This window comes from Brevibacillus sp. 1238, assembly GCF_029892995.1.
In the GTDB taxonomy this organism is placed as follows: domain Bacteria; phylum Bacillota; class Bacilli; order Brevibacillales; family Brevibacillaceae; genus Brevibacillus; species Brevibacillus parabrevis.
In genome coordinates this window covers 135,062-152,009 of the sequence record NZ_JARXWC010000003.1, presented here as the reverse complement: position 1 = coordinate 152,009, position 16,948 = coordinate 135,062, and the positions used below count along the sequence as shown (strand labels likewise).

Here is a 16,948-nt window from a genome sequence, read left to right as displayed (position 1 = left end):
TTTGATGAAGAAGGATGATCGTCATGTACATCGGTTCCGAAGTGATGCAGTATTTGCAACAGTTACATGACTATATACAAACACAGAACAAAAAAATCGAGAAAATGAAGCAAATGATAGAAGAATTGCAGCAAGATATCAAAGACTTGAAAGAGAAACAGGTTCCTTCTGTAATCAAAAACGAGTACAAGTTTGATCTGTTGAAGGTGGAACGGCTAGAAGGAACGCTCAATATCGGTCTCAACCCGAAAGGCAACGATTCGGGAATCGGCGAGCTTTCCATCAATCAGACGATGAATGTGCCGTCTGGCGAGCAAAAAAACTCGCCGCTGTTTGACCGCGTGCAAAAAGAAATATACCGCTACCTGGAGTCGGACGCCTATCACGTGCTGGAACGAATCGAAGAAGAGTGCGGATACCCGCTCAATGACGACTACCGGGCTTTTATATTGGACGATATCAAAAAGCAAATTGATCAGCGCATCCGCTATTACGTCAATCAGCTTCCCGCCGATGACCTGGAGCCGGAACAAATCGACGCCTTGGTGCCAAAAATAGTCCAGAAGGTCAAGCGGGATATCGAAAAAACGTGTGAGAGCTTCGTCAAAAATCTGCCTCGCGAGGTGAACGAACCCTGATATGATCTACCAGGTGATAAATGGTGCCGTCTGCGTCGGCAAGCTTTCGATTGATGCCTTGTCATCCTCTGCATCCTTGTTCATTGGAGATACAACAACGGTCAAACTGCTGTCCATTTATGAAACTCCGCCAGAATCGATGATCATTGGAGCGGTTCCGGTTGATACCGCGCTCACTCCGCCATAAGGAGGCGACAGCTGTTGTACCGAAGAACAAGCCACGTCAAAAAGTTGAGCAGCATCTCCATCGATTCTTCCTCTGTTTTGCAACTTGGCGATTCCAGGCAAGTGCATACTCAAGCCAATATTTTGGCGATTCAACGGGAAAAAGCGATTTTTTTCAAAAATGAACTGCCTTTTGCCGATTACGATGTGTTCAGCGTTCCGTTAGCAGCTCCTTGCCCCGAGGAGCCGATATGCATCGATACGTTTCACGACTGCACACATCTGCGCGTGCGAAAAGTCGACGTGCCGTTCGCTGCGGCATCTTCCGTGATCCATATCGGTTCCACCGAATGCCTGACCCTGGAAACACGCGTGAAAAATATCCGGCATTTGCTTCGCGACGAACCAAAGCCGAAGAGAGGGGATTAACCAGTGCCTTCCGTGGTGGGAGCTGTCAATATCAACAGCAACTCGGGAACTGTCAACTTCGGGGATACCTTGAACATCTCCCCGAAAAGCGCGACGAAAACTTTTTCCGGCTCTGGGGGCGGCAATACGGGCAATGTCGTCAATACGATCAACGGCGCCAATGCAACCAATACGCTTGATCCGAGCATTGTCGATCAGCCGCTGGTAGGGAATATATGAACGAACAGTGTTAATGGCTTTCATTAGCACTGTTTTTGCCCGCAGGCGGACATGCCTCCTTTTCGCCTCGGGAAACCGCAAAAAAGAGGAGGTACGTGAAGTCCTCCCCTACAGCTTCGCCTTGAATGTCGTTTTTCGCTCCCGATAGTCCGCATCACGGTGCAAAATGATTTCCAGCAAGCCATCCTGGTACTGTGCTTTCATTCCTTTTGCGACCACCGGAGCTGGCAGCTCGATATTCCGTTGAAAAGAGCCGTAGCTCCTCTCTGTTTTCACGCACGCGCCGTTGTAATTCGGCTCTTTGACTTCCCCTTTGATTTCGAGCAGCTTTTGCTCGACCAGTGCCAACTCCAGGCTGTCGCGCGCAAAGCCCGGCAATTCGCAGCAGACGATTACCGCTTGCTCCGACAAGAACACATCCGTGACAGGATAATCAGCCGTTTCTTCCTCCTGCACGACCCGCACTGGCTTGCCTTTGGGCTGTTTCGCGCTCTTTTGGCTGGTCTGCACGACCTTCGTCGTCTTCGTGGTAGAGGTCGTTGTCTGATTCGGCGTTTGTTTGCTGAGTGCCGCTACATTTTCCCAAAAACTCGCGTCCATGATTTGATTCATCTGGCGCAAAGCACCCCACGGATGCTCTTTGTCCAGATTTAATTTTCCCAGGCTTTGCGAAGCCTTTTGCAACTGCTTCAACGTCTCTTGCCAATTTTTCAAGGACGTGGCCTCCTTCCCGCAAGCTGACATACGCCCGTTTTTGGCAGTATATGTGGCTCGCTTTGGGAAGGGTGCACAAAAATCATTATGTCTGCCCATTGTCACTGACATCTGGCGCGGGTGCTGGCGGCGCGATAATGTCAGGAGGCGGCATGTCGCTCGGGTACGTCTCGCCGGACTGCCCGTTTCCTCCATCCGGTACGGGAGTTGGCTCTGGCGTCGTTTCCGGTTTTGCTGCCGGAGTTGTCGGTTTCTCCGATTTTGGCTTCGCTTCTTTGGTTGGGGATGAAGTGGACGGCTTTGGCGTCGTCGGCCTTGTCTCTGTTTTCATCTCGATCTTGGCAACTTCCGCAACCGACGCGTTGCTCAGTTGGTTCGTTGATTCGGCTACACCCAGTTCCTTTTGCAGCGTACTGCGGACCGCCTGCATGTTCTCCCGCGGCCACAAGGAATACGGCGAGCTCCAGATCGCCCCGTTTTCCAGCGAGACGATATTATCCGAAGAAATCGTGCCGAAATCCATGGCCATGCCTTTGATTTGATCCTTCGACAAATCTGTTTTAATATGCTGTCCAACCGTTTCCATCACCGATGTCAGACGGGTAACTCCGTCCATCGAGATCATTTTGTCCGCTACTGCGCGAATCACTTGCTGTTGACGGCGGTTGCGGTCAAAGTCGCTCGAATTGTAAGCACTGCCGCGCCTGTCGATCCGGTGTCTGACAAAGCCCAAAGCCTGTTCGCCATTCAGCACCTGGGTTCCCTTTTTCAAATTTCGGTAGACGCCTTGCTTGGGAAGCTCATAGACGAGATCGCGATCCACATCTACCTTGACGCCGCCAAGCTTGTCAACCGCTGCCGTAAAGCCCTCGAAGTCGAGCTGGACGTAATGGCCGACAGAGATTCCAAACATATGCTCCAGCGTTTTCTTGAGCATCGTCATACCGTTTTCCGTCACAGGTTTGCCTTTGCTTTCTGCCAGCTTTTTCTGACCTTCGCCAAGTGCAAAAACTTCATTGATCTTGTGATAACCTGGGTATCCGGGAATCTCGACCCGCGTGTCGCGCGGCAAGGATACCATCGTCACTTTTTTCGTCACAGGATTCGCGACCGCGACAACCAGTACGTCTGTGTTCAGCATCCCGATGTTTTTCCGCGTGTCCACCCCGACAATGACGAACGCAATCGATTTCTTATCCTCATACGGCTGCTCGACGACGGGCTGATCGGGAAGCTTGTACGGATCTTCCGTCACGACTTCCAGTGTCTGGTCGACCTTGTTGAGCGCGTATCCCGCCCCGACCGCCAGCAAGCAGAGAAACAGGCACGCAGCCAAGAGCAGATACATCCGCTTGCTTCGCTGTCCGCGTTTTTTGCGTGTACGCGGCTGTTTCACAGGGGCCCTTTGTTTTTCGTTCTTGGCCTGCACGCAGGTTCACTCCTTTTCACATGCATGGTGTCACAATTCTATTCATTTTTTTATTATTCTGGAAAAGCATGTCCTATTTTACCACATTCTGCTGTCAGATTGTAGCTGATGCCCGAGGGATCGCACCTGTTTTGTCGTTTTAGCGGCGAGTCCTTGCACTCCTTAAACGAAACAGGTAGTCTAAAACTATTGGGAAAACCGGAAAAAGAAAAGATCGGGGGACTGGAGAGTGGAACACGTACAGGTGCTGATCGCAGGCGGCGGCATCGCGGGGTTGTCTGCCGCTATTTGGTGCCAACGATTGGGGTTGTCTTGTTTGCTGGTAGAAAAAACAGATCGGCTCGGCGGCCAGTTGCATCAAATCCACAATGAAATTTGGGATTTTCCTCCGCGTGTGTATGCGCAAGGGGCTTCTTTGCTGGAAGATTTGTCCCGGCATCCTTCCGTGCAAAAACTGGCTGTCCGCTTTGAAGAAGAACTGGTAGCCATCGATCGGGTCGCCAAAACCGTGACGACTTCCAAAGCGCTCTATCGCGTAGACTATTTGCTCGTTGCCACTGGTGTTGCCCCTAACCAAATTCCGGCTCTGGACGGCTGCCCCCGCGTCTTGCCACCCTCCTTCTCCACGACGGCGGAGGCTACGTCGGTAGCTGGACTGGACTTGGCTGTGATTGGCGGCGGAGATCGCGCTGTCGAGAGTGCCGTGAACCTCACCAAGCATGCTCGCCACGTCACCTTGCTGATCCGCAGCAACCATCTGCGTGCCCGACCCGATTGGCTGCGCAAAATGGCCGCACTCCCCAATTTGACCGTTCTGTGGGAGACGGAAGTGAGCGGCTTTTTGCACCGCGAAGACCGGCTATGGTTGACATTGGCTTCGCGGCGGCCGGAAAATCCGCAACAATTGCTGGTCGACTTGATTTTGCCGCGCATTGGAGTCCATGGCAATTGCGCCGGGTTGGATGGATTGACCATGTTTGGAGACGGCTATTTGAAGACAGACGATTTTCAACGATCCGACGATGCGTGGATATACGGCTTGGGTGACGTCACCAACGGCGCTGCCTATGCCAGCCTGTCACTGGCTGTCGGGCAGGCTATGAAAGCCGTCAAGCATATTTCCATGCACGGCCGCTCGTCTACTCCGTTTTGAGCTTAGAAAGGAGCGCTGTTCTTGTACGTTTTTTCAGATGATTTCGGTTTGCCTGTGCAGCTTACCTTCGATCCGGACGAGTATCGCTCTCACCCGGCTGGACACGTGCTCATCGTTCCCTTTTATCAAGGCAAGCTGCTGTTTACCCGCCATCGCAGCCGCGGTGTGGAGCTGCCCGGCGGAAAAGTCGAGCCTGGCGAAAGCAGTCTGGCGGCCGCCGTACGGGAAGTGTATGAAGAGACAGGTGCTGTCCTCGAAGGCATTGAGCGTATCGGGCAGTACACGCTGAGCGGCGGGCAACGAAAAGATATTTACATCGCAAAAGTGCTTACATACGAAAAGAACCCTCCCGGTGCTGACGTCCAGGAGACGGTCATGTTCGCGGATATTCCCCGGGACATCAAGAACGACGAGCAGTTTAGCCGGATTTTGCGCGACGACGTGTATCCGTTGACATTGGAGCGCGCCCTGCGGCATCCGTTTGCGGCCCACTCCGGCCAGTGAGCAAGCTTTTCCTTCAAGCGTCAGGCGAGCAAAAAACAGGCGTTCCTTACCGCAAGCCCTCCCTTTCTGGTGAGAGACTGCGGCAGGACTGCCTGTTTTTAATTTTTTTCTTTTTCCTTTTTCCCGGACAACAGGCGTGAAAACAGATCGTTCACATCAAGGCCGTACTTTTTGAGCGCATTCGCACGCCGCTTTTCCTGCTCGGTCTCCGGTTCGATTCCGAGCACCTCGGAGATTTGCCGCCATGCTTTCGTCTCTTGCTCTTTGGCAGCATCCTGCTCCGTGCTCTGCCCGGTCTGCTCAGCTTGCTTGGGCTTCAACAGGAAAATCGCCACTACCCCGAACACGAGCGACAGACCGGCGATGGAAAAGAACATGACGTTTCGCGAAATCCCGAGCAGCCACGTAAACACGGGCGGCCCGACCGCTACCCCCATAAACCGCACGCCGCTGTACAGAGATGTAATCATCCCCCGCTCGGCTTTCTGCACCGCTCCGACAATCATCGAATTGAGGCACGGCAAGATCATTCCCGTCCCGATGCTCCCAATGATGAGAATCCCGATCAGCACATAGGCGCCTTTGACGAAGCTGGCCAGTATATACGATGCCGACAGCAAAAACATCCCGATGATCACAAACAGGCGCATGAGGCCGAGCTTTTTGCGAATAATGACTCCCGTCAAATAGGCAGCAATACTCATGACCAAAAGCGGGATCGCCAAAAATCCGCCTTTGATGACACCGTCGATCTTGTACTTTTCTTCCAGCAGATCGGACAGGTAGAACAACACGCCGAACAGCGTGAACAAACAAATGCTGCCGATAAAAAACGCGGGGATCAGCCATTTTCCGTGCTGCTTGAACACTTCTCCGATCCTGTGCAAATACTGCTTGATGACAAGCGGCTTGCGTTCTTGCTTCTTTTCTTTTGTCAAAAACAGAAACAGTACAAGAACCGCCCCGCAAATAATCGGAAACGCGAGGAAGACCATGTACCAGGAAATCAAGGCGAGCAAGGAGCCAAAAATCGGACTCAACACTTTGCCCAATCCGTTCGAAGTCTCCATCAAGCCGAGCGCTTTGCTCTCCGAAGCTCCCTCAAACAGATCGCCCACCAGTGCCATGGCAATCGGCGCCGTCCCTGCTGCCCCAATCCCCTGCAAAACCCGTCCTCCCATGATCAGCATGTACGGCTGATCCAGCCACATCGCCCCAAGTCCTGCCAAAAGCCCCCCTACCCCGTACAGAGCCAGCGAAAACAAGATGACGATCTTCCGGCCAAAACGGTCAGACAAGTATCCTGCCAGCGGAATCACAATCCCCGCGGCAATCGAAAAGGCTGTAATGAGCAGACTGGTTTGCAGGGAGGTTAGGTGCATTTTGTTTTTCATCGTGGGCAAGACGGGAATGAGCATCGAGTTGCCCAACACCATCACCAGCGGGATTCCCGTCAGCCCTATCAGGTTTTTCGCATTTTGTGCCATACGAAACTCCTCATCTCACGCATAGACGCTGCCATCCCAGCGCATCGCGTTGATAATTTCCCAGTTCGGTGCAAGTCCGATTCCCGGTCCATCAGGGACGTTCACTTCGCCGTTGACTGGATAAAGGGGAAAGAGAGCTGTGAACGGATTTTCCATCACATCCCACTCGATCGGCTCAATCGGCTCGCTGTCCATTTTGCTCCAGGCCGGCAGACAAGCTTGCGCAAACAGCGTATACAATCGCGCCAAGCCGCCGTCAAAAGTATGGGGCGATACCCGGTAGCCAAACTGCCGCGCTGCTTGCAGCATGATCCGGTAGCTCTCGATTCCTTCCGTATGCAATACGTCCGGCTGCGCGATGTCAATCGCTCCTTGCCTGAACAAAGCCAAATAGTGCGTGCAGCGAATCAAATTTTCGCCCCCCGCAAGCGGAATCGGCAGAGCGGCCCGCAGCTTGGCGTATTCGTCGACATGCTCCATCGGCATCGGCTCTTCCAGCCACATCCAGTTGGCATAGCGATCCAAAAGCCGCGTCCACTGTCTCGTCGTTGCCAGGTCGTAGCTTTGATTGGCGTCAAGCGCTACCTGAACCTCCTCTGGCAGCATATCCATCATCCGGGCAATGTGTCGCTGATCTTCCTGAACCGAGCGACCGCCGATTTTTACTTTGACTTTGGAAAAGCCCGCTTCTGTCGCCGCTGCCACTTGGCTGAGCGAATGCTCGATCCAGTCTTCACGCTCGGAGTAAGACTGAAAAGAGGCGTAAACAGGGATGGTGCGATGAATCGCCCCGCCCCATAGCTGACAGACAGACATGTTCGCCGCTTTGGCGACAATCTCGCTCAAAGCCATGCTGACGCCTGAAGCCGATCGCTGATGCCATTTGCTGATCACATCCGCGATCATCAGTCGGCCAGAAGCGTCCTTGCCTAGCAAAAACGGGATGATCCGTTCCCGAAACCCTCTGTCCAATGTCGGCAACCAGTCGACGATTTCCCCCCACCCATCGATGCCAGCTCGTGTGATGATGCGGACGAGAAACGTGCTGCGATAGCGCTTGTACCCATTGGCGTCACCGTATGCTTGCGGCAAGCGATACAGGAGTGGATAAGTTTCGACGCGCTCGATCAGGAAACGCCGATCAAACGAGGTCATCGCGTCCCTCGCGCTGCTCGATTTGCTCTTCGTACTCGCCGTAGGAAAGGAAATTCCCTTTTCCTTCGCCTTTTCGCATGTAATCCTCGTATGTTTCGCTGCGCATGAAGTGAACACTGTCCGGCCCGTGGTAGCCGTCCATGTCGGTGTAGCCGATTTCTTCTACCGCTTCGACATACCCGTCCGGCTCGTCGCTTTCGATGTACATCTCGCCATAATCGGCTTTGTCGCCTTCCTGGAAGGAGAACGGGGTGCTGGACGTGCCCCACGACTCGACGATTTGCCAGGCGTCTTCTCCATCAAAGCCGTTCTGCCCCTCTTTTTCATCGAGCGATGTGCGACCAAAAGGCGGCTGCAAAAACTCTTCCTCGATCGGTCGGGACTCGTTCACATGCGGGGCAGGAGCGTGTTCCTTGCACGTTTGCGCCTGGGGCAATGCTTCCAGCCTCTCGTGCGGAATGGGCTCGCCACAGACCGTGCAGAGGCCGTATGTCCCTTCTTCCATCCGGGTCAGCGCCTGATCGATTTCTTTCAGCGTCTCCCGGTCAAGGCTGTCGAGAGCCAAATCTTTTTCGCGTTCAAACATTTCACTGCCTATATCTGCCGGATGGTTATCGTACATGGAAAATTCCTGCAAGGAGGTAGTCATCGGTTCTCGCATGCCGTAGTGATCTTGCACGCGATCTTCGAGTTCTTTTTTCTGCTCCAGCAGTTTTTCCCTGAAGCTGGCCAGCATTCTGTGATCCAAATCGGGCACCACCTTTGTTTGGTTTCCTCAACAGGTAGTATGGCTCAGCAGTGGGGAAATAACCATCGCATGCAAGCACAAAAAACCTGCCACCCCGATTGGAATGGCAGGTTTGAAATCATTACGATTCGCTTACATGTGCGTAGTGTTGTTCCACGATGTCTGCGCAGCGCACGCAGAGCGATGGATGCGCTTCGCGTGTACCCACGTCTTGCTTCACGACGCGGCAACGCTCGCATTTTTCACCGTCAGCCGCCGAGACGACAACTGCGATGCCTTCGAGTTGTGCTGCCTCTGCCGGAGCTGCTTCTCCCTGGGCGTGCAGATCGACGTGAGCGACGATGAACAGGTCAGCCAGATCGTCCATGGCAGCCAATGCTTTCGCTGCTTCTTCCGTTTGCGGATACAGCGCCAGCTTGGCATCCACGGAATTTCCGAATACTTTGTTGCGGCGCGCTTCTTCCATGGCTTTGAGCACTTCATCGCGTACAGCGAGGAAAGCGTCCCACTTGCTTTCTGCCTCTGCGGAGAAGCTCAGGTGCTGCTCGTCGCCTTCTGGCATGTCTGTCAGCTGCACGCTTTGTTCGGACACTCCCGGAATGAACGCCCACACTTCGTCAGCGGTATGCGGCAAGAGCGGCGCTACCAGCTTCACCAGGCTGAGCAGGCAATCGTACATGACGGTTTGTGCTGCGCGGCGTTTTACACTGTCAGGTGCTTCTACATACAGACGGTCTTTGCAGATGTCCAGGTAGAAAGCAGACAAGTCGATGACGCAGAAGTTGTGCACCGCATGGAAAACGGTGTGGAACTGGTATTCGTCGTATGCCTTGCGGGAACGCTTCACGACTTTCGCCGCTTTTGCCAGCACATAACGGTCCAGCTCGCCTAGCTGCTCATAAGCTACGCGGTCTTTTGCCGGGTCGAATCCGTCCAGGTTGCCGAGCAGGAAGCGGAACGTGTTGCGGATTTTGCGGTACACTTCGGCAATCTGATTCAGGATCGCGTCAGAAATGCGCACGTCTGCCTGATAATCAACAGAGGCTACCCACAGGCGCAAAATATCGGCGCCCAGCTTGTCGATTACTTGTTGCGGCACTACTGTGTTGCCAAGCGACTTGGACATTTTGCGGCCTTCCCCGTCGAGAGCAAAACCGTGGCTCAGGACAGCCTTGTACGGAGCCGTGCCATAAACCGCAACTCCCGTAGACAGAGAGGAGTTGAACCAGCCGCGGTACTGGTCGGAACCTTCCAGGTACATGTCAGCCGGCCAAGCGATGCCGCGCTCGCGCAGAACAGCCTGGTGGGAAGAGCCGGAGTCGAACCATACGTCCATGATGTCTGTCTCTTTGCGGAAATCTTTGCAGTCGCATTTGCTGCAAGCAAGACCTTCCGGAACCAGCTCGTTTGCTTCGCGGGCAAACCAGGCAGAAGAACCTTCTTTGCGGAACAACTCGGCGATATGGTTGATCGTCGCGTCGTTGATGATTGGCTCATTGCAAGATTTGCAGTAGAAAATCGGGATCGGAACACCCCATACGCGTTGACGGGAAATGCACCAGTCGCCACGATCTGCAATCATGTTCGCCAGGCGGGTTTCTCCCCAATGCGGAATCCACTTCACGTTTTTGATCGCTTCCAGCATTTGTGCGCGGAAGCCGTCGATGGAAGCAAACCATTGTTCTGTCGCACGGTAGATAACCGGCTTTTTCGTGCGCCAGTCATGCGGGTAGGAGTGCGTGAAGAAGCTCAGCTTTAAGAGCGCTCCATTTTCTTTCAGCTTTTCGGTGATGACCTTGTTCGCATCCTCGTAGAAAAGACCTTCGAAACCCGGTGCTTCACTGGTCATTTTTCCTTCGTGGTCGACCGGGCAGAGTACACCCAGATTGTATTTTTGTCCGACGGCAAAGTCGTCTTCCCCGTGTCCAGGAGCGGTATGCACGCAACCCGTACCTGCATCGAGCGTCACGTGTTCTCCGAGGATCAATGGGGATGTGCGGTCGTAGATCGGGTGCTTGGTCAATACGCCTTCCAGCTCTTGACCTTTGAAGCTGGCGACAATTTCCACGCCTTCCCAGCCGATTTCCTTGCTTGCCGCCTCGATCAGTCCGTTGGCAACGAGGAATTTGCGGCCGTCTGCTTTTACGACGTTGTACTCCAGCTCAGGATGGAGCGAGATCGCCAAGTTGGCCGGGATCGTCCAAGGTGTCGTCGTCCAGATGACAACGCCTGTCTCTGTGTCCAGCTTGCCTTTGCCATCTGCTACCTGGAAGCTGACGTAAATGGACGGAGAACGCTTGTCCTTGTACTCGATTTCAGCATCAGCCAGTGCGGTCTCAGAAGACGGGGACCAGTATACACAACGCAGCCCTTTGTAGATGTAGCCTTTTTTCGCCATCTCGCCAAAAACGCGAATTTGGTTGGCTTCATACTCAGGGAGAAGCGTCACATACGGATTTTCCCAATCGCCGCGAACACCCAGACGCTTGAACTGGTCGCGCTGCTTGTCAATGTAAGACCAGGCATACTCTTCGCAACGCTTGCGGAAGTCGTTTACCTCGATGCTGCGGCGATCCAGACCTTGTGCGTTGACAATCGCCTGTTCGATCGGCAATCCATGCGTATCCCAGCCCGGAATATACGGCGCGTAGAAGCCGGCCATGGACTTGTAGCGAACGATGAAGTCTTTGAGAATTTTGTTCAGTGCGTGCCCGATATGAATATCTCCGTTGGCGTACGGAGGTCCGTCATGCAGAACGAACGAAGGACGGCCTTCGGTACGCGCAAGCACTTGTTGGTAAATGTTTTGCTCTTCCCATTTCTCCTGCATTTGCGGCTCGCGGCTTGGCAAGTTTCCGCGCATCGGGAAATCGGTTTTTGGTAGCGATAAGGTTTTGCTGTAGTCCATAGCCTGATTCACTCCTAGAAAATAAATAAAAGCCTTCTCCCATCCCCAAAAAGGGACGAGAGAAAGCTCCCGTGTTACCACCCTGATTGAACCAAACCGCTGCTCATACAAAGCAGGCGTGATTGATTCCACTCGTTCATTCGTAACGGGAATGACTCGCTCACTTACTCGCCGATGCCGTCGCAAACTCGCGGCATAAGCTTTCGGATATTGAACTCCCGGGTGATTTTCGGCGGGGCAACTGGTCGGGTTTTCACCTGGTCCCGACTCTCTTTGGCAGTGCTGTTCCGCGTACTCTTCCCGTTCATCGTCTCATGTTTATATGGGCTGATTTTTTCGACAAAGTTGTTTTACATTATAGTACCAATATCGGCACATCGTCAATGTTTTATTCAACAGCGACCGCAGAATCAGCCTGCTCGATATCATCCCAGGCGCCCTGCTCCAGCATTTCCAGCTGTGCTTCCAAAAGAGTGCGGAAGCGCATGCGGTACACGGACGCGCGTTTTTTCAATTCTTCGATTTCGATGGCAATCTTCCGGGATTTGGCCAACGCTTCGTTGACAATCCGATCCGCGTTTTTCTCTGCTTCCTTCAAAATCAGCTGTGCTTCCTTGCGGGCATTGGACTTGACGTCCTCCGCTGTCTCCTGGGCGACCAGAATCGATTTGCTCAAGTTTTCTTCCAAGCTCTTATAATGGTCCACACGCTCATTGAGAATAGCGATTCGTTCTTCCAGTTCCTTTTTCTCTTTAATGAGAAGTTCGAAGTCCTTGATCACCTGATCGAGAAATTCGTTTACTTCGTCGACGTTGTACCCGCGAAAGCCTGTGCTAAATTCTTTATTGTGTATATCCAATGGCGTTAATGGCACATGAACCCCCCACTTTTCCCGATAATTCGTACTTATGGTTTCGACAGAATCGGCTTTGTTTCCTGCCTTATTTTACATTTTTTTGCGGCCTGCTTCATTTTATGTAACCAGTCCGACAATCATGCGAAGTCTTCCACTGCGGGTTGTTCCCGTTACCTCGATGATTTTGAACCGTCCGAAGCCGGCAAGTGACACCATGTCGCCTTCTGCAAGCTGAGTCGACGGATCTTCGGTCACTTTCCAGTTGACCTTGACTTTGCCTGCGCGAATCGGGACCAGTGCTTTTGCCCGGGACATGTTGTGCACTTCTCCGATCACCGCATCCATTCGTGGCGAAGGAACGGTAATTGTCTTTTCGACCAGGCGGGCAGCAGGCGGCGTGAACGACTCCCACGCCACGCGTTCAACCTGCACGGAAGTACGGTGAATCTGCGTGACTTGCAGGCAAACGAAGTCAACCACTTCCTCCGCCGCAATGACATAGCAAGTCCCGGCGTCCGTCAGCATGTCGCCGAATTTTTCCCGCTTCATCCCGGCACTCAGGACAGCTCCCATCACATCGCGATGCTCCAGCGTGTGAAAGCGTTGATCTGCCTGAATCGCCAAAAGGGCGAGGCGGTAGTCGTCCTGCTCGATCTCCATGTACTCCGGGTGGATGATCACACGCACGCGTTCCGCGCCTTCATAGCCTCCGCTGGCGGATATTTTCACATCGCGAACTTGCGAGCACAAGCTTTTTAAAATCAGCAATTGTCTGGGGTCCACAAAATCAGTAAGGCGCATGGCCTGCTTCCGCTCTACCAGCGTCAGCATTTCCAGCGCCCGTTCCGCAAAGGGACGTTCTTCTTTTGCAAAATGATCAAACACTCTCATCCGTTATCCACACACCTTACGCCAGCTTTGCCAAGATGCTAACCAGCCCGAAATAGGCAAAACGCAAAGCGATCAAAGCGACGATCGGAGAAATATCGATAAAACCGAGTGTCGGGATAAAACGGCGAAACGGAGCAAGATAAGGCTCTACCAGCCTCTCCAGTAATTGCCCGATGCCTGTCGCTCTCATCTGCGGCACCCATGACATCAAGATGTAGGCGATAATCATGTATTGGTACACAACGAAAGCATAATCTAGAATGGTCAACAAGTAATTCATTCGCTCACCCTTTTTAATCGTGGTAGGTCCGTTACTCTTCCAGTACGCTGGAGATCGTTCCTTGAATGTCTACATGGTCAGGCGTGCATACAAAAATCGTATCGCCAACCTTTTGAATGTCGCCATTCAGCGCGTAGACGGTTCCGCTCAAAAAGTCGATAATTCGCTTCGCCTGATCTTTTTCCACACGATGCAGATTGACTACAACGGGTCTGCGATGACGGAGATTATCGGCAATGTCTTGCGCATCGCTATAATGACGGGGTTCGCAGAGAATCAAACGGATTCCCTCCTTTTCCCGCGCCTGGAACGGCACCACGTTATTCGCCCTGCTGACAGGCTGATGCTTTTTATTGCTGGAATCGTATTCATCCCGTTCCTCTTCGACTGTGGTTTCTTCGATGTATTCCTCGTTTTCCAAACCTAGAAACCCCATCAGCTTGTTCATTACACCCATATACTGCCTCCTCTCCTGCTCGTTGTCGTGTCTGACGGTTCTTTTCCCTATTCCGGCTTGACCAAAACAGAGCCCAGACGAATATATGTAGCTCCCTCTTCAATCGCCACTTCAAAATCACTGGACATGCCCATCGACAATTCTTCGATATGAGCATGGGGGAATGCGCACTCATTAATTCGTGCCTTCCACTCGTAGAGGCCGCGAAATACTTGTCTCGCTTCCTCCTGGTCATCGACAACAGGCGCCATCGTCATCAATCCGACGATCTTTATATGTTTCATATTACTGGTTTCACGCAAAAAAGCCAATACATCGTTGGGACTAAGCCCAAATTTTGTCTCTTCACCGGATATATTGACTTGCAAAAAGCAATTTACGACCTGATCAATCGCCTCGGCGCGTCGATTCAGCTCTTGCGCGAGCGAAAGGCGATCCAGCGAATGGATGTACGGGAAACGCCCGACGACCTCTTTGGCCTTATTGGTTTGCAAATGTCCGATAAAATGCCACGTGCCGCGCTCCTTGTGCAACTCGTATTTGGGCAGGGCGTCCTGCACGCGATTTTCCCCGATATGCTCGATTCCGACATCCAGCAAATCACCGATTGCCTGCTCATCGACGTATTTCGTTACGGCAATGATTTTGACGTCCTCGCGCTTGCGGTTTGCTCTGTCGCACGCCGCCTGAATCCGCGCTTCGATCGCTTCCATTCTTGCTTTCAACAATTCCTGTTCCTTGATTCCCACGACTTTTTATCTCCCTTCTGTCTCTTTCCATCCGATGTAAGAAGCCATTCGCCCTGTCGTCCCGGCCGTTCCGGCTTCTTTTCGATGCGAGAAGAACAAGTCTGTACGGCAGCTTGTACACCAGTCTGTTACGAGCAAATGCTGCTTGGCAATCCCCGCTTCCAGCAAAATCTCCGTGTTCAGCTGGCGAAGATCCAGCATGTACTTCTCTGCTGCGGCAGAAGCCGTTACCGCGGTCTCCCAGTTTTGCGCGCTCGTCCGCACTTGCGTCATGATCCGTTCATCCACTTCGTAGCAGCAGCCCCCGATGGACGGCCCGATGGCTACGCGAATGTCCGCTGGCTGCGCCCCGCAATGCGTTTGCAGCGACTTGACCATTTCCTCGGCAATACGTCCCACTGTGCCCTTCCAGCCTGCGTGAGCCAGACCAATCGCCCCTGTTGCCGGGTCCAGAAAAAAGAGCGGTACGCAATCAGCGTAAAACGAGGTGAGCAAAACGCCCTTTTCCCGGGTAAACAAGCCGTCTGTGGCGGCAATGACATCGTCCAGACTCTCCTTGCCCGCTCCGCCAGCACTCACCTGGCAAACGCGGTTGCCGTGAACCTGATCCGCGCACGTCCATGCTTCAAAAGGCATCCCGACCTGCTCGGCCAGCTTTTTCCGATTTGCGACAACGCGGCTTGCCTCGTCTCCCACATGCAAGCCCATATTAAACGAGCCGTACGGTTGTTCACTTTCCCCGCCAAGGCGAACGGTAAACCCCGCCACCAGGCCCGGAAAATGCTTTTCCCAATCCGTCAGCGTCAACACAGATTTATCCTCTTCCAAGCCAAACGGTTCTCTCATCCTGTCACCTTCCTCATATGGCTTATCATACCATAGCCGAAAAGAAAAGAAAGGCTAACTGACGCCTTTCCCCCTCTACTCCCTGTATTCATCTGCGCCAGAAGTTCTGGCTTCTACCTTCAGTGCTTCCTCCATCCGGACCAGCACCACATCTTTTCCGATCTTCACAATATTGCGCCACGGGATAACATAATCATTCCCGGAGGAAAAAAATCCGAGGAATTTGCCCGGCCCCGGCACGACAATGGCTTCCACACGTCCGTGACGCAGATCGATCTCCAAATCGGATATCGTTCCCAGCCGCTTCCCATCCAGGATATTGACCACTTCTTTTGTCTGGAAGTCAGAGATTTTCACCATTCTCCTCACCCACTTTTCTCCGTTACTCTCAGTATATGAACCCGCCGGAGAATATGTCCTTCTTCGCCGGAAAAAACAAAAGGCAGCCACGAATCGCCAGCCATAAAAAAACCCAACGGCACGAAGACCGTCGGGACCTATGTAGCTTCTCATTACGATTGCACGTGCTTTTGCATATGAGCGATCGCCGCTTTTTCCAACCGGGAGACCTGTGCCTGCGAAATTCCGATTTCTTCTGCTACTTCCATCTGGGTTTTTCCCTCGTAAAAGCGCATGGATAAAATCATTTTTTCCCGATCACCCAGACGTTGCATTCCTTCGCGGAGCGCGATTTCTTCTACCCATGTGACATCCTTGTTCTTCTCGTCGCTGATTTGATCCATGACGTAGATCGGATCTCCGCCATCCTGATAGATCGGCTCGAAAAGCGATACCGGGTCCTGAATGGCATCCAGCGCGAACACGACGTCTTCCTTGGCAACGTTCAATTCTTGAGAAATCTCGGTAATGGTGGGCTCTCGCGAATGCTTGTTGGTCAGATTGTCTCGCACCTGAAGGGCTTTGTAGGCGATGTCCCGCAACGAACGGGAAACGCGAATCGGGTTGTTGTCGCGCAAATAGCGCCTGATCTCCCCGATGATCATCGGTACCGCGTACGTGGAAAATTTAACGTTTTGCCCGAGATCAAAGTTGTCGATCGCTTTCATCAATCCGATGCAGCCTACCTGAAACAGGTCGTCGACGAACTCTCCGCGGTTATTGAATCTTTGGATGACACTCAGCACCAGACGCAGGTTGCCGTTGACCAGTTTCTCGCGGGCAGCCAGCTCTCCGCTTTGCAGGCGCTCAAACAAATCCCGCATTTCCTTGTTTGTCAGCACCGGCAGTTTGGAGGTATCTACCCCGCATATCTCTACCTTATTGCGCGTCACGTCTTTCCCTCCTCGAAGCAAGAAAAAA

20 protein-coding genes and 1 other annotated feature are annotated in these 16,948 nt (G+C 52.9%); of the genes, 6 read left to right on the top strand and 14 right to left on the bottom strand.

What is annotated here, in order from left to right; translation table 11 throughout:
- Positions 1-23 precede the first annotated feature (23 nt).
- From gerPC to M2298_RS08295, 4 genes are read left to right on the top strand one after another with little or no spacing between them, the layout of a single operon-like run.
- Positions 24-638 carry a spore germination protein GerPC gene (gene gerPC / locus M2298_RS08310; protein ID WP_122965030.1) on the top strand — a complete coding sequence of 205 codons (615 nt, stop codon included), beginning with the start codon at positions 24-26 and terminating at the stop codon, positions 636-638.
- Between the two features lies 1 nt (position 639).
- Positions 640-825 (top strand): spore gernimation protein, encoded by a 186-nt coding sequence (locus M2298_RS08305; protein ID WP_122965029.1) that lies wholly within the window; start codon positions 640-642, stop codon positions 823-825.
- Positions 826-839: 14 nt separating this feature from the next.
- Complete coding sequence (locus M2298_RS08300) at positions 840-1,232, top strand: spore germination protein GerPE (RefSeq protein ID WP_122965028.1); 393 nt, start codon at positions 840-842, stop codon at positions 1,230-1,232.
- 3 nt (positions 1,233-1,235) lie between these two features.
- Positions 1,236-1,451, top strand: coding sequence for a spore germination protein (locus M2298_RS08295; protein ID WP_063230417.1), 216 nt, complete (start codon positions 1,236-1,238; stop codon positions 1,449-1,451).
- A gap of 108 nt (positions 1,452-1,559) precedes the next feature.
- Here the strand turns inward: M2298_RS08295 and M2298_RS08290 are convergent, their stop codons facing one another.
- Together M2298_RS08290 and M2298_RS08285 are read right to left on the bottom strand one after the other, a co-directional pair.
- A complete protein-coding gene (locus tag M2298_RS08290) occupies positions 1,560-2,165 on the bottom strand; it encodes an Hsp20/alpha crystallin family protein (protein WP_274874065.1) in 606 nt (201 codons plus the stop codon).
- An 85-nt stretch (positions 2,166-2,250) separates the two neighbouring features.
- Positions 2,251-3,594: an LCP family protein gene (locus tag M2298_RS08285; protein WP_122965026.1), complete on the bottom strand. Its 1,344-nt coding sequence runs from the start codon at positions 3,592-3,594 to the stop codon at positions 2,251-2,253.
- Between the two features lie 229 nt (positions 3,595-3,823).
- Between M2298_RS08285 and M2298_RS08280 the strand changes: the two genes are divergently transcribed.
- Positions 3,824-4,747 (top strand): NAD(P)/FAD-dependent oxidoreductase, encoded by a 924-nt coding sequence (locus M2298_RS08280; RefSeq protein ID WP_173597045.1) that lies wholly within the window; start codon positions 3,824-3,826, stop codon positions 4,745-4,747.
- A 21-nt stretch (positions 4,748-4,768) separates the two neighbouring features.
- Complete coding sequence (locus tag M2298_RS08275) at positions 4,769-5,251, top strand: NUDIX domain-containing protein (RefSeq protein WP_173597044.1); 483 nt, start codon at positions 4,769-4,771, stop codon at positions 5,249-5,251.
- Positions 5,252-5,349: 98 nt separating this feature from the next.
- Here M2298_RS08275 and M2298_RS08270 read toward each other — a convergent pair whose 3' ends face one another.
- From M2298_RS08270 to sigG, 12 genes are all read right to left on the bottom strand, one after another.
- Positions 5,350-6,738: an MFS transporter gene (locus tag M2298_RS08270; RefSeq protein ID WP_280648428.1), complete on the bottom strand. Its 1,389-nt coding sequence runs from the start codon at positions 6,736-6,738 to the stop codon at positions 5,350-5,352.
- 15 nt (positions 6,739-6,753) lie between these two features.
- The gene (locus M2298_RS08265; protein WP_280648427.1) at positions 6,754-7,893 is read right to left on the bottom strand and encodes a mandelate racemase/muconate lactonizing enzyme family protein; all 1,140 of its coding nucleotides are present in this window, start codon (positions 7,891-7,893) and stop codon (positions 6,754-6,756) included.
- Positions 7,880-8,641, bottom strand: coding sequence for a TraR/DksA C4-type zinc finger protein (locus tag M2298_RS08260; RefSeq protein WP_173597041.1), 762 nt, complete (start codon positions 8,639-8,641; stop codon positions 7,880-7,882). Before M2298_RS08260 ends, M2298_RS08265 begins: the two co-directional genes overlap by 14 nt.
- A gap of 121 nt (positions 8,642-8,762) precedes the next feature.
- Entirely contained in the window at positions 8,763-11,549 is a 2,787-nt protein-coding gene (ileS, locus tag M2298_RS08255) for an isoleucine--tRNA ligase (RefSeq protein WP_122965020.1), read from the bottom strand.
- Positions 11,550-11,597: 48 nt separating this feature from the next.
- Positions 11,598-11,866: a binding site (T-box leader), on the bottom strand.
- 71 nt (positions 11,867-11,937) lie between these two features.
- A complete protein-coding gene (locus M2298_RS08250) occupies positions 11,938-12,423 on the bottom strand; it encodes a DivIVA domain-containing protein (RefSeq protein ID WP_122965019.1) in 486 nt (161 codons plus the stop codon).
- A gap of 99 nt (positions 12,424-12,522) precedes the next feature.
- Positions 12,523-13,296, bottom strand: coding sequence for a YlmH family RNA-binding protein (locus M2298_RS08245; RefSeq protein ID WP_280648426.1), 774 nt, complete (start codon positions 13,294-13,296; stop codon positions 12,523-12,525).
- A gap of 16 nt (positions 13,297-13,312) precedes the next feature.
- The gene (locus M2298_RS08240) at positions 13,313-13,576 is read right to left on the bottom strand and encodes a YggT family protein (RefSeq protein WP_217021544.1); all 264 of its coding nucleotides are present in this window, start codon (positions 13,574-13,576) and stop codon (positions 13,313-13,315) included.
- 31 nt (positions 13,577-13,607) lie between these two features.
- Positions 13,608-14,033: a cell division protein SepF gene (locus M2298_RS08235; RefSeq protein ID WP_063230405.1), complete on the bottom strand. Its 426-nt coding sequence runs from the start codon at positions 14,031-14,033 to the stop codon at positions 13,608-13,610.
- Positions 14,034-14,080: 47 nt separating this feature from the next.
- Positions 14,081-14,746 carry a YggS family pyridoxal phosphate-dependent enzyme gene (locus tag M2298_RS08230; RefSeq protein WP_173597069.1) on the bottom strand — a complete coding sequence of 222 codons (666 nt, stop codon included), beginning with the start codon at positions 14,744-14,746 and terminating at the stop codon, positions 14,081-14,083.
- A gap of 42 nt (positions 14,747-14,788) precedes the next feature.
- Positions 14,789-15,628: a peptidoglycan editing factor PgeF gene (gene pgeF / locus M2298_RS08225; RefSeq protein WP_173599287.1), complete on the bottom strand. Its 840-nt coding sequence runs from the start codon at positions 15,626-15,628 to the stop codon at positions 14,789-14,791.
- A gap of 75 nt (positions 15,629-15,703) precedes the next feature.
- The gene (locus tag M2298_RS08220) at positions 15,704-15,988 is read right to left on the bottom strand and encodes a YlmC/YmxH family sporulation protein (protein WP_063230403.1); all 285 of its coding nucleotides are present in this window, start codon (positions 15,986-15,988) and stop codon (positions 15,704-15,706) included.
- A 152-nt stretch (positions 15,989-16,140) separates the two neighbouring features.
- Positions 16,141-16,920, bottom strand: coding sequence for an RNA polymerase sporulation sigma factor SigG (gene sigG, locus M2298_RS08215; protein WP_005832957.1), 780 nt, complete (start codon positions 16,918-16,920; stop codon positions 16,141-16,143).
- Between the last annotated feature and the right edge of the window lie 28 nt (positions 16,921-16,948).